At 52.0% G+C, this 12,288-nt stretch carries 13 protein-coding genes and 1 pseudogene; 7 read left to right on the top strand and 7 right to left on the bottom strand.

All coding sequences use genetic code 11. From position 1 onward, the window contains the following. Nucleotides 1–33: 33 nt before the first annotated feature. On the top strand, nt 34–309 hold the full coding sequence (locus DN611_RS15075) for a hypothetical protein (protein WP_119311762.1): 276 nt from the start codon (nt 34–36) through the stop codon (nt 307–309). 263 nt (nt 310–572) lie between these two features. Here DN611_RS15075 and DN611_RS17165 read toward each other — a convergent pair whose 3' ends face one another. The 6 genes and pseudogenes from DN611_RS17165 to DN611_RS15045 form a co-directional block, all read right to left on the bottom strand. Beyond that, nucleotides 573–704 (bottom strand): hypothetical protein, encoded by a 132-nt coding sequence (locus DN611_RS17165; RefSeq protein WP_267288487.1) that lies wholly within the window; start codon nt 702–704, stop codon nt 573–575. A gap of 547 nt (nt 705–1,251) precedes the next feature. After that, entirely contained in the window at nt 1,252–1,482 is a 231-nt protein-coding gene (locus DN611_RS17160) for a hypothetical protein (RefSeq protein WP_051365553.1), read from the bottom strand. Between the two features lie 93 nt (nt 1,483–1,575). Continuing rightward, nucleotides 1,576–1,841, bottom strand: a pseudogene (locus DN611_RS15060) (helix-turn-helix transcriptional regulator). Between the two features lie 629 nt (nt 1,842–2,470). Continuing rightward, nucleotides 2,471–2,713 (bottom strand): hypothetical protein, encoded by a 243-nt coding sequence (locus tag DN611_RS15055; protein WP_025544131.1) that lies wholly within the window; start codon nt 2,711–2,713, stop codon nt 2,471–2,473. 16 nt (nt 2,714–2,729) lie between these two features. Further along, a complete protein-coding gene (locus DN611_RS15050) occupies nt 2,730–3,038 on the bottom strand; it encodes a nitroreductase family protein (protein WP_025544130.1) in 309 nt (102 codons plus the stop codon). A gap of 423 nt (nt 3,039–3,461) precedes the next feature. After that, on the bottom strand, nt 3,462–3,860 hold the full coding sequence (locus DN611_RS15045; protein WP_081692089.1) for an MOFRL family protein: 399 nt from the start codon (nt 3,858–3,860) through the stop codon (nt 3,462–3,464). Nucleotides 3,861–4,224: 364 nt separating this feature from the next. Here DN611_RS15045 and DN611_RS15040 point away from each other — a divergent pair, with 364 nt between their 5' ends. Continuing rightward, a complete protein-coding gene (locus tag DN611_RS15040; protein ID WP_119311761.1) occupies nt 4,225–4,992 on the top strand; it encodes an aspartate/glutamate racemase family protein in 768 nt (255 codons plus the stop codon). A gap of 36 nt (nt 4,993–5,028) precedes the next feature. Further along, on the top strand, nt 5,029–6,144 hold the full coding sequence (locus DN611_RS15035) for an ABC transporter permease (protein ID WP_119311760.1): 1,116 nt from the start codon (nt 5,029–5,031) through the stop codon (nt 6,142–6,144). Here the strand turns inward: DN611_RS15035 and DN611_RS15030 are convergent. Then, nucleotides 6,134–7,378, bottom strand: a complete 1,245-nt coding sequence (locus tag DN611_RS15030) for an IS110 family transposase (RefSeq protein WP_119310534.1) — start codon at nt 7,376–7,378, stop codon at nt 6,134–6,136. The genes DN611_RS15035 and DN611_RS15030 overlap by 11 nt on opposite strands. A gap of 312 nt (nt 7,379–7,690) precedes the next feature. Between DN611_RS15030 and DN611_RS15025 the strand changes: the two genes are divergently transcribed. From DN611_RS15025 to DN611_RS15010, 4 genes are all read left to right on the top strand, one after another. Next, nucleotides 7,691–8,584 (top strand): ABC transporter permease, encoded by an 894-nt coding sequence (locus DN611_RS15025; RefSeq protein WP_025544125.1) that lies wholly within the window; start codon nt 7,691–7,693, stop codon nt 8,582–8,584. Further along, nucleotides 8,584–9,603 carry an ABC transporter ATP-binding protein gene (locus tag DN611_RS15020; protein WP_025544123.1) on the top strand — a complete coding sequence of 340 codons (1,020 nt, stop codon included), beginning with the start codon at nt 8,584–8,586 and terminating at the stop codon, nt 9,601–9,603. The genes DN611_RS15025 and DN611_RS15020 overlap by 1 nt, the downstream gene beginning before the upstream one ends. Next, nucleotides 9,593–10,558: an ABC transporter ATP-binding protein gene (locus DN611_RS15015; protein ID WP_025544122.1), complete on the top strand. Its 966-nt coding sequence runs from the start codon at nt 9,593–9,595 to the stop codon at nt 10,556–10,558. Before DN611_RS15020 ends, DN611_RS15015 begins: the two co-directional genes overlap by 11 nt. Before the next feature lie 75 nt (nt 10,559–10,633). After that, the gene (locus tag DN611_RS15010; RefSeq protein WP_119311759.1) at nt 10,634–12,286 is read left to right on the top strand and encodes an ABC transporter substrate-binding protein; all 1,653 of its coding nucleotides are present in this window, start codon (nt 10,634–10,636) and stop codon (nt 12,284–12,286) included. Nucleotides 12,287–12,288: the final 2 nt, after the last annotated feature.

The following is a 12,288-nucleotide window of genomic DNA, read 5'->3' as shown; positions in this document are numbered from 1 at the left end:
CTTTTCCAAGAAAATGCTGAAGGAGGGAAAAAGGTGAATGCTTATGTCGCTAGAAAGCTGGCAGAATTCGCCGCCTCAATTTTGATTCTTGTTCCCTGCGTCCTGTTGCTGGCATGGGAAACTGCTCTGCCCAATGCAACATTTCTATGGGCGGTGTTGCTGGCCTGCAGCGGAGTTTTTCTGGCGGCACTTATCCATGCGGACCGCTGTCAGGAACAGCGGTCTTGGAGACGTGTAGTGAGCCGTTGCGGTGGCTTTGTGATCATGTTCCTGTTCATTCTCTATAAAGTTATAACCCTGTTGTTTTAAGAAAATAGAGTGAAGAAACTGGCATAAGAGAGAGTCCCACACACAAAATGGTAAATGTCAAATACAGGAGGATATAAAGGAGTGTGGGTGTGGCTTTAGCCACGCCCACACTCCTTTATTGCCCCTTATATTTGACATTTACCCCAATTCCAAGACCATCAACAGTTTTTCGTAGACATCCCGGTTGGAAGTTCTGAAGTACAGCATCCTCCACGGGATGCCTGACACAATCTGAGGCAGACAGCACCGTTTCAAACTCACTTTTACTCAGGTGCCTTGTTGATACTCTCCGTGCGGCGTGGCTGGAGATCATCTTCGTTGAATTGATAGGCATCCGCCAGAATGCCGGCTACCATATCCTGCTCCACTGCCTGCTTGTACAGCAGAGAGGACATCCGATTCTCCAACTGTCCCAGTCGGCCGTCCACATAGGATTTGATGGAGGCCGGGAGAAAGAGTCCTGCGTTGTTGGCGCTGAAGCAGTCCAGATAGAAGTCGACGGCTCGTTCGATGAAGGCGGTGAGACTGCGGCTTCAATCCTCCCGGTACCGCCGCTCTAAGATGGCCTTCTTCTCCGGAGAGAGGTAGAAGGCGAATTTCTCTTTTCTGCCCATAAACTGCTCCTTTCTGGGGCTTGACCTCTGTTTTTTTGTTGTGACAGTAGGTGTTCCGGGTTCGTGACCGCAGAGGTGACAGCACAGGTCGGATTTTGATCCCACTTTTGATACACCGCAAAACCCTCGCAACTGCCCGCACTGCGGGCAGTTGTGACCGGCCGGAGGTGCTACCGGCGACCCCGGCCTTTATCCTGCACGATTCCCCCCCTCGGTCCACCTGCCCATTTAGGCGTTAATCAATAACGGGAGCTGCGGCACACAGTCCCCACACGGAATGCCTGTACCCTGCCCACGCTGTCACCTCCGCACACAGCGGCCCAGGCGGTCACATGCCGGCCTGGGCCGCTGCTGCCTTCTGACGCATTACTGTGATTTCCAGCCGCGCCAACTGACGGTCATAGTACGCATTTACCACCTCCTGGGTGGGACGGAGGGTGTGGTGCAGATTCCTATTGCGCTTCTGACCGGCCCTGGTCATAATCTCTGTCGGTTCTGTGAAGAGGAGCTCCTGTTCCTCCAGTTGGCGGATGTACTTGCGCACTGTGTTTTCACTCATACCCACAGATCTCCCAATCGTTGGGCCAGCACTGATGCGTCTTACGGTCCTCGCACCGTTTGAGGTAACTATACACTGCCAGTTCACCGGCATTCAGACCCAGCAGGAAGATCTCGTCGGGCAGAGAGAAGTAGGTTCCACTTCCGTACCTGATTTTCCACCTCCCGTATGCTCATCCCCCAGCGGGTGAACTGCTCCTTGGGTACGACCATCCTGCTGCCGATCTTTAGTACCGGGAAGCCCGGCTCGTGCATGAGCTCGTAGCAGCTGGATTGTGACACACCAAGAAGTTTTGCCACTGTTGCCGTGTTCAGAAACAGCGGCAGATCCTCATAGCGTTTGCAGTCCGATTCTTTCACGATGCCTCCCCCGCATTTGAGAAATACACAACCTCTCATCATGTACAAGCAACAAAACAGGGAGTTGAGCGGAGACAAGAAGAAAATTCAGAGAATTACACAGATTCAAGCATCTTGATTCAGTGCTTTTGCCAATCAGATACTTCCTCTGACAGCGATATGCGTAATCCAGCAAGTGGGCAAAAGAAAATGAAGCGATGACGGACAACGCAAGAATCTGAGAGAATGAATATGAAACCGAGGAAAAGAAACGGCCGGATTGATTGATCCAACTCCTAATCCAGCTGGCCTTTTCATTGCTGATGCGGCGCAGTTTCTGCGTTGGTGCTGTTGGAGATTTCACAAGTGTCGATTATTTCCTCCCGCCGGGCATATGTCAAGGCGATGCCTTCATCACGTTGCTGGCGGGAATCCAGCTCAGTTTTCACAGGCTTTTATATGGAGAAATCGCCAAGGCACCAGGAAGGAGAATCTTGGTGCCCCGGCGATTTATAGGAAATAAGATAGGTAGCAGTAAATTATCTAAGCACTGTGTAGGACAAATGGATAGACTACCAGTCCGGACACAAAAGCAACATATAAAAATTCCGCTGAGGTATTTTCACCAATTTTCCAATGAACACACTCCGTCAAATCCGGATAAACCTGCTCCGATATTCAGCCCCTTCTGCAATATGGCCGATTCCGATGATGCAAGGAAGCTGGTATCCTGATGGACAGCCCAGCACTTCCAAAATCTTCCTCGGCTGTTCCTCTGTGGGAATTCGCATGGAGCGGCCAAGGCTCTCGTCTGTGGTAGCTAGGAAGACGTTTTCGATGACGCACCAGATCTCGACAAAGTCCATCAGTTTTCTGGGCCCGACCTCCATCATGATCTGTGCTTCCCGCTTATACAGCGGCAGAAGGACACATCCAGCTTCCGCACATACTTTTTTGCTTGGGGAAAGCGATCTGAATCATCTCCTGCACTGGATTTTCAGGAGGAGTGTCCTTACAGGGCAGAGGGTCAATGTAGTCGGTGACTTTTCGCTTTGCCATCTCCGACGTGACCGCAATAAGATTCCACTTGCGTTTGTGGTCAAAAGAGGGAGCCGTGATTCCGGCCCGAATAATCCACTTAATCTGTTCCGCTGTTACCGGTGTACCAGTAAACTGAAATGTTGTGCGTCTCTTTTGAATATCTTCTTTAAATTCCATAGGTGTGACCATTCCTTTCCGCTACGCTCCAAGGCACCAAAATGGATGAAACATAGGTGCCTCTCATACAGCAAGTTGAAATTTGTTAAAATAGGCTTGAGGAAGCAGGTGTACTACAGAGCACGTGGAGGTGAGTAGGCTCAACCTCGTGTTGGACTAAATAGGTATGTGCTGGACGCTCTTTCAAGCACCAATAATTAGGGCTTAACACCCTGTAACCTTATCTTTGGAGAGACGGACTGCTTCAATCTTTCAGCGGGCGTTCAGTCCCTGCTTGTTCTCCTCAGGTTTTATTTCGAGAGGATATGCTATGCCTTTCCTCCTGTTTTTACCACGCCTGTTCCCGCTTCCGATCCCGCTCCAGAAAGCCTTCGGCACCGATACTTGCTGCCCACGATACGTAATCACAACAGAGTCGCTTGTTCATGTCCTTTCAGCTTGTTGAATCAGGAGCACCAAAACATCATTTACATTGGTCCCTATGGGACCCGTTCGAATCAACCCATCTACTTGTTTCAAAGCATGATAGGCGCTGTTATTAGCTAGTATCTGGTGAATGGAGAGGCCAGCCTTTTCCAGTCGGCTCCACGTGAACCTATCTACAATTCCGCCGACCGCATCAGTGGACCCATCGGTTCCATCAGAAGCAACGGAAAAAATTAAGACATTGTCCAGTCCTGCAATTCCTTCTGCAGCGGCCAATGCCAGCTCCTGATTTCTCCCGCCAGAACCGTGTTCAGTGAGTTGCACGACCGTCTCTCCATCAGCGAGGAATGCCAGGGAATTTCCACAATGGGAATGGGCCTTTGCAATAGACGCCAACGCAGTTGTTCCGGCGGCTTCATAGCGGTGTTCTACCGCCTGTCCCTATCGTCTGGCCGATGAGATACAGCAGGGGCTCCAGACGCTCCACTTAAAGTTGGGCAAATTACTGTTAAAAATCTACCCTCAGCTTCTTAAGGAAGATGTCAAGGAAAGACCATAGATGCTTACAACAGAGATTCCCTGATCCCTTCTGCTGTTCTGGACATCTAGATATATGTGAGATTTGCATAAGGGCTGTGTGTTATGATGAAAATAATGCCCAAGAAAAATGTATATTTCTACACAAAATCCAATCGTATAATTTTCAACATAAATAACACGGCAGTAGACCAAAATTAGATGATGCGAAAAGGAGGTATCTATGAGAAAGATCAGAATCCTCAACATTGTTCCGGACATTTATACAGAGGGGATCGCAGTCTCTGTAAAGGACCGTCAGGCGCTGGCCGCCGCGCTGAAGGAGGAAACCGGGGGACTGGTGGAGCTTGAGAGCAGGATCGTTGAGGGTGGAAGTGAGTCTATTGAATGCTTTTACGATTCGGCTCTGGCTGCGCCTTACATATTAAAGCTGGTGCAGCAGGGGGAAAAAGATGGCTTCGACGCCATTGTCCTGGATTGCTTTCTGGATCCCGCACTCTCTGAATGCCGGGAATTGGTCCGAATTCCGGTGATGGGGGCATGCCAGTCCAGCTGTTCACTGGCCGCCAGAATGGCCGGGCGCTTTTCTGTGATCGGGATTCTGGATAATGCCGACCGCTGTATTCGTGAAAATATCCGGTGTTATTGCTTTGAACGGCAGTTGGCATCCATTCCGGTCATTCACATGCCAGTGGTGGAACTTCACAACAGTGAGGAGGCTCTCGTGGACAAGGCTGCGGCGGCTGCCAACCAAGCGGTACGGCAGGATGGCGCCCGGGCGGTGATTTTTGGCTGTACCTGCATGAGCACGGCGGTGGATGGCGTGAAGAGAAAACTGCAGGAACACGGGATCGATATTCCGGTCATTGAGCCATTCAGAGCGGCTCTTTACGACGCACTTTCTTGTGCGTTGATGGGCGTTTCCCAGAGCAAATACGCCTATTGGCCGGTGGAAGAAAAGACACGAAAAGTCGATTGGGAACTGACGTGATCCAAATGGCTCTGCAATAGGAAAGGGGTTGGAAAAGTGCTTCGCTATATACTGAAAAGACTCTTGCAGGGAGTATTTGTTCTGATAGGAGTTTCAATTGTCATTTTCTGTCTTTCCCGCATTATTCCGGGAGATCCGGCACGGTTGGCTTTGGGGCAGCACGCGACCCAGGAGGCAGTCGATAACCTGTCAAAACAGATGTATTTAGATAAGCCACTGCCGGTGCAGTATATCCTGTGGTTTCGGGATGTGCTTCATGGCGATTTCGGTATTTCCCTGTCCACCCGCCGCTCTGTTACAGAGGACATGAAGCAGCTGCTTCCGGCGACCTTTGAACTGATTTTCTGGTCCGCCCTGTTCATGGTGGGCGGTTCCCTGATTTTGGGACGGGCGGCGGCCCGGCACCGAGATGGCATTCTGGACAGTATCATCCGTGTGTTCTCCTATATCGGAATCGCGGTGCCGTCCTTCGTGGTGGCAATTGTGCTGCTGGTCATATTCGGAAATCTATGGCAGGTAATCCCAACGCTTGGGCGATTGAGTACCGGGGTGGCACCGCCGGACACCATCACGGGCTTCTATGTGCTGGATGCCCTGGTGCAGGGACAATTTTCCACGGCGTGGGACGCGTTCCTCCATTTGCTGTTGCCCGCGTTTGCCCTTTCTCTGGGCGGTATGTTCCAGGATGCACGGCTGATGCGTTCCGCGCTGACGGACAATATGGGAAAGGAGTACATGTGCGTTTCCCGCAGTTATGGCCTGCCGGAAAAAGTCCTGATGAATCGATATCTGTTCAAGCCCTCCAGCACGTCAGTGATCACAGTTATGGGCATGGACATTGCATCTATGGTGGGCAACGCATTCATGGTGGAACAGGTATTCAACTGGCCGGGATTTTCCAAATACGGGGCAAACGCGATGATTACCAAGGACTTGAACTCTGTCTGTGCAGTGGTGCTTGTAATCGGAGCGACGTTCTTGGTGGTCAATCTGATCGTGGACGTGATCAATGCTATGGTGGACCCGAGGATCCGACTGGGAGGTGTAAGGTTGAAACATTGTAGTCAAAGCACCATTGCGAAAAGGGCGCACAAAACCAAGCCCACTAAAAGTGGGCGAAAAACGAAGGTATGCTTAAAGTCTATGGCGTAGGTGGAGCAGCTACCAGATAACCTTGCCGCTGGAGAATGAAGATGGCTTCCGCCACGGAAACCTCACGGTGCGCTGGAGGTCGGTCTGTCTGCCGGTAAAGTTCAGGATTGTAAGACTCATTTTTCTTGAGAATGTTGTAAATAGCTGTAAGGAGCATTCTGGCAATGGCGATGATTGCTTTCTTGTGTCCACGGCGTTTCTTGAGAGCAAGGTAGCGATTGCGGACTTCTGGGAATTTCTTGGCACGAACCGCATTGAGGGCGCACTGAACAAGCAGCGGTTTGATGTAGGCTCCGGCCCGGCTGATTCTGGTGGTTTTCTTCTTCCCGGCACTTTCGTTGTTCTGCGGCGTAAGCCCAGCCCAGGAGCAAAGATGCTTCGAGGTGGGGAACACGGACATATCCACTCCGATTTCGGAAATGATGCCGATTGCGGTAAAGGATTGGATACCCGGCACCGTCATAACAAGGCCCAGTTGAGGAAGATATTTCTCAGCAGTTGCCAGAATCAGTGATTCCAAATCAAGTTTGCACAGTTGGAGACTATCCATGTGGGAACGGATGATGCGGAGCTTTTCAGCCTGTTCTTCACACATCTCTCCGTCCACAGCGGCGAGCACCTGTTCATTGGTCGCTTTCATGCCTTTGGTGCGGAAACCGGAAACATCCGTAATTTTCTCAGCTGGATTTTCTAAAATCCTGGTCGTAATTGCAGAGGCGGTTTTGCCGAACACATCTGAGAACACATCATCCAACTTGATATTGGAAACGGTTAGGCAGTTCTGTGCCCGGTTTTTCTCGCCGGTAGTGAAGTTGGTAAGTTTCCAACGATAACGAACCAAATCCCGAAGCTGGCGAATATCTGCCGGTGGGATAAAGCTTCCGGCGACAAGGTCGTGCTTGAAGATGTCTGCGATCCACTTGGCGTCTCGCTTGTCGGTCTTCTTGCCCCGAATCGCTTTCACGTATTTCGGATGAGCAAGAACGATATTACAGGTTGGCTCCAGAATGTTGTAGATGGGAATCCAATACTTTCCCGTGGATTCCATGCACACATCTTTGCAGCTATTCTCAGCCAACCAGGCTGCACAACGGCGTAGGTCCCCAGTGAAGGTGGAAAAACGCTTGCTCTTGTAGGTTGTTACTCCATACTCAGTGGTAGAAGCAATACAGGCAACGACAAAGGACTTGTGGACGTCCATCCCGCAGCAGACACGATAAACGATTTTGAGCATAACACATCCCCTCGAAACAGTGTATTTGAGGGAACAGGCAGGGACTGGACGCCCACTGAAAGATTGAAGTAGTCCGTCTCTCCAAAGATAAGGTTACAGGGTGCAAAGCCCTACTCATTGGTGCTTGAAAGAGCGTCCGGCACACATAAAGATTCAGTCCAGCAAGGGCTGGGCCTACTCACCTCCACGTGCTCTGTAGTGTGCCTGCTTCCTCAAGTACAGTCTAACAAATTTAGATAAGTTGCGTCAGAGGTACTTCGGTTTCATTCCCTTTGGTGCCTTGGAGCGCAGCGGAAAGGAATGGTCATAAAGATGGATGCAGCCAAAAAGAAAAAAGGCTTTCTGAAGCCATCCACCCGGGAGAATTTCTGTATTTACTGGTATAACTTCCGCAGCAACAAATTGTCCATGGTGGGATTGGCCATTGTGGTGATCTCCCTGATTTTCGCAATTTTTGCCCCGTATGTGGCGCCGTTTCCGGAACATGCCGGCGCCTATGTGGATCTGGCCAATGCCGGCGTGGCACCTAACGCCACGTTTTGGTTCGGGACGGATGTGACGGGGCGGGACATCCTCTCCCGCGTGATTTTCGGATTCCGCGGCGCCCTGAAAATGGCAGTGGTGGTACTGGCGATCTCTGTTCCCGTGGGGACGTTTCTGGGTCTTCTGGCGGGATATTATCACCACACCTGGGTGGACACCGTCATCATGCGCATGACGGATATTTTCCTGGCGTTGCCGTCACTGGTGCTGGCCATGACCATAGCCTCCCTCATGGAGCCGAACATGACGAATACCATGATTGCGGTGACCCTTTCCTGGTGGCCATGGTATACAAGACTGGTCTATAGTATGGCGACCGGATATAGCAAGGAGTACTTTATCAAGAATGCCGAACTTGTCGGCGCGAGCAGGGCGCATATTCTCTTCAAGGAACTGCTGCCCAACTGCTTGTCCCCGGTTTTGACAAAGATGGCGCTGGACGTTGGCTGGGTTATTCTGCTGGGCGCATCCCTGAGTTTTATCGGCCTGGGCGAACAGCCCCCCACGCCGTCCTTCGGCACGATGATCTCCGAAGGGTCGACTTACATGCCGGACTATTGGTGGATGACGGCATTCCCCGCCCTTGCCATTGTGTTTGTCATCCTTGGCTTTAACTTCTTGGGCGACGGAATTCGGGATATGCTGGACAGGGGGAAACAGTGATGGATGAAAAATTGCTGGATATTCAGGATCTCTCTGTATGGTACAAGACATATCGGGGCTTTGCCGAAGTGGTGGATCACATCAATCTGTACGTGGGTAAGGGCGAAAAAATCGGCCTTGTGGGCGAGTCCGGCTGCGGAAAGACCACAACGATGAAAATGGTCATGCGGACACTGGACGAACGGGGTATCAAGGTGGGAGAGGGGTCTAAGCTCCTGTTTGGCGGTGAGGATATCCTGGCCATGGATGCGAAGGCGCTTTTGGATCTACGGCGCCGCAAGATCTCCATGATCTCCCAGTCGCCCATGGCGGCATTGAACCCTGTATTCACGATCGGCCAGCAGATGATGGATGTGCTGAAATACTCCGGGCAGTTTGATAAGCATGACAAAAAGGGAATGCTGGACGCGGCCCGGAAGGCGATTGACAGCGTGATGATTCCGGACCCGGACCGCATTCTGAACTCGTACCCGCACCAGTTATCAGGCGGTATGCGGCAGAGAATCTGCATTGCCACATCGCTTCTGACGCCCCGTCAGCTGCTGATCGCGGATGAGCCCGGTACCGCGCTGGACGTCACGGTTCAGGGGCAGATCCACAAGCTTCTGCGCAGGCTGGTGGAGGAGGAAAAGCGCTCTTTGATCATGATCACCCACTCGCTGGGCGTGGTCCGAGAGCTGGTGGACCGTATTTACGTCATGTACGCGGGAAACATCGTGGAGAACTGCGATACCGCTGAGCTTTTCAAAAATCCGCTGCATCCGTATACCCAAGGCTTGCTGGCATGTGTGCCGCGGCTTACCGGCGGCGGAATTTCAGCCGGCATTTACGGCTACATTCCAAGTTATGTAAATCCACCAAAGGGGTGCCGGTTCTTCAACCGCTGCCCTCATTGCACAGAACGCTGCAAGCAGGAAAAACCGGGCACATACATGGCTGCAGAAAATCATGCGGTGTCCTGCTTCCTCTATGAGGACAAGGGACCTGCCAAGGAGAGGGGAGACGGCCATGTCGAATGAGTTATTGACATTAAAGAACCTGAAGCAGTACTTTCCTGTGGGAAAAGACCGGTTTGTGCGGGCAGTGGATGGCGTGGACCTGACCATCAACCATGGGGATGTCATGGGCCTTGTGGGTGAGTCCGGCTCCGGAAAGAGCACGATTGCCTATACCGTTATGGGCATGTACGGGATGACGGGCGGCGAGATCGACTTTGAGGGCGAGGTTTTCACAAAGGAGACCAAGCGGAAGAGGAGCATGAAATTCCGCCGCGAGGCGCAGATCGTCTTTCAGGATCCCGGCTCTTCCCTAAACCCCTATCAGGATGTGCGCAGCATTCTGAGTCTGCCGCTGAAGGTACATAAGGTAGTTCCCAAGAACGAGATTGACGATAAGATCCTTGAGATTCTGGAGATGGTAGAACTTCCCGCCGACTTCATGTACAAGTCGCCTAACTCCATCGGTGGCGGTGAGAAGCAGCTGGTCTCCATAGCCCGGGCACTGTGCTGCAATCCCAAGTTCATCATTCTGGATGAGCCAACCTCTTCTCTGGATGTCTCCATCCAGGCCAAGATCATCAACATGCTCATCAAGCTGAAGAAGGAGCAGAACCTCACCTATATGTTCATCACCCACGACATGGGCGTAATGCGGAACGTCTCCAACCGGGTGGCGATCATGTATCTGGGCAAGATTTGCGAAATCGCCCCCACCGAGACATTCTATCGAAATCCGCTGCACCCCTATACACAGATGCTGCTGTCCTCGATCCCGGTAGTTTCGGAGGAGGACGAGACCATCAAACCAAAGGCAGTGGAGTGCGTGGGGGAAATTCCGTCCCCGGTCAATGTGCCGACGGGCTGCAGTTTTCACACCCGCTGCCCCTACAAATGCGAGCGGTGCACAAAAGAAGACCCGGTGATGCGGGAGGTGGAGCCAGGGCATACGGTCCGCTGTCATTTGATAGATAAATAGGGCATTCTCTCTGTACACGCTTTTCGGCTGCCGCCGGAGGTGTAAATTATACGACTGTAATAAAGGAGGAAGATTATGAAACGAATTCTTGCATTGGTCCTGGCCCTTTTGAGCTGCGTCGGCCTGCTGTCCGGGTGCGGCGGAGACACTGCGGGCGACCCGGCAGACGCTCAGACGGGAGACGGCACCCGCCCCAGCATCATCCGCTTCTCTGCGGACAGTACGCCCAAGATTGATCCGGCGGTGATTACGGACTTGGTCGGCAGCGTATGTGTTGAAAATCTGTATGATAATCTCACCTATCCAGATGAAACGCCGAACCTGGCCACCGATTGGGAGGCCAGCCCGGATGGATTGGAGTATACCTTCCATCTGAAGGAGGGCGTGAAGTTCCACAGCGGAAACGACCTGACAGCTTCCGATGTCGTGTTTTCCTTTAACCGCTTCAAAACGATTGGACAGGGATTTGCGTACCTCTTCGACACCGTGGAGGAATGCGTGGCGGACGATGATTACACAGTGAGATTTGTTCTCGCCGAGCCTCTGGGTTCTTTTATGGGCATCATCTGGCACCTGTACATTTTGGACGAAGAGACGGTCATGGCCAATATTGTGGATGACGGCACCTACGGCGAATATGGCGACTATGCCATGGCCTGGCTGCTGGACAACGACGCTGGCTCTGGTCCCTACACAGCTACAGAGATGGTGCATTCTGATTATTTCCTAGCAAGCCGCTTCCCTGACTGGCATATGGGCTGGGAGGGCCGCGAAAATGCCCCCGAGCAGTTTCAGGCTATTTATCTGACTGAGCCCAGTACCCAGCAGACTATGATGGCCAATCAGGAGCTGGAAATTTCTTCTCCGTGGTTTGCTCCGGAAAACTATGAGGCGTTGGATGAGATTGAGGGGGTTGAACTGGCATTTACCACATGGGCCTGCACCCAGTATATCTTCTTTAATACGCAGGCCGCCCCCACAGACGATCTGAACTACCGCAAGGCGTTGTCCTGCCTGCTGGACTATGAGAGTTTCCTCGGCCCTGTATTCTACGGCGCAGAGCGTAGCGTCGGACCGGTCTCCTCCGCAATCAACGGCCATAACGACAGCTGTACGACTTATAACTATGATATTGAGCAGGCGAAGGAATACTTGGCCCAGTCGAGGTATGCGGACACATATCAGGACATTGAACTGGAGTGTTTCCTCCTGGATTCGGCTCCAGCTCTGGAAAAAATGATGCTGTCCCTGCAGGCCAACTGCGCGCAAGTCGGCATCACTATGAATATCCGGAAGGGTCCCTGGCTGACCTATCAGGAGCAGATTTCCAACCCGGATAGTGCGCCGAATGTATCTACCTGCAACATCACGCCCTCTGTCAATGACGCCGCTTCTGTGATGCGCACTCTATTTGGCAGCGCAACCCAGGGAACGTTTGAGAATCCCACCTGGGTTTCCACGCCGGAGCTGGATGAACGGTTGGACACTGCTGTCACCATTCTGGATACAGATGAGAGAAATGCCGCTGCCATGGAACTGCAGGACTATGTGATGGCAGAGCTGTGTGCGTCGGCACCAGTCGCCGATATGGCGAATCCCTATGCGTATCAGTCCACATACATTGATTGGCCTGTTGCGGACTATTACAATGAAACCGGTGAACTGAAGTATTATGCGCTGGGCATGGATATGTACATGCCAGACATCAGCATTTATACAGATCGGTAATC

It is taken from the genome of Oscillibacter sp. PEA192, from assembly GCF_003574015.1.
In the GTDB taxonomy this organism is placed as follows: domain Bacteria; phylum Bacillota; class Clostridia; order Oscillospirales; family Oscillospiraceae; genus Oscillibacter; species Oscillibacter welbionis.
This window is presented reverse-complemented; position numbering and strand designations above follow the sequence as displayed.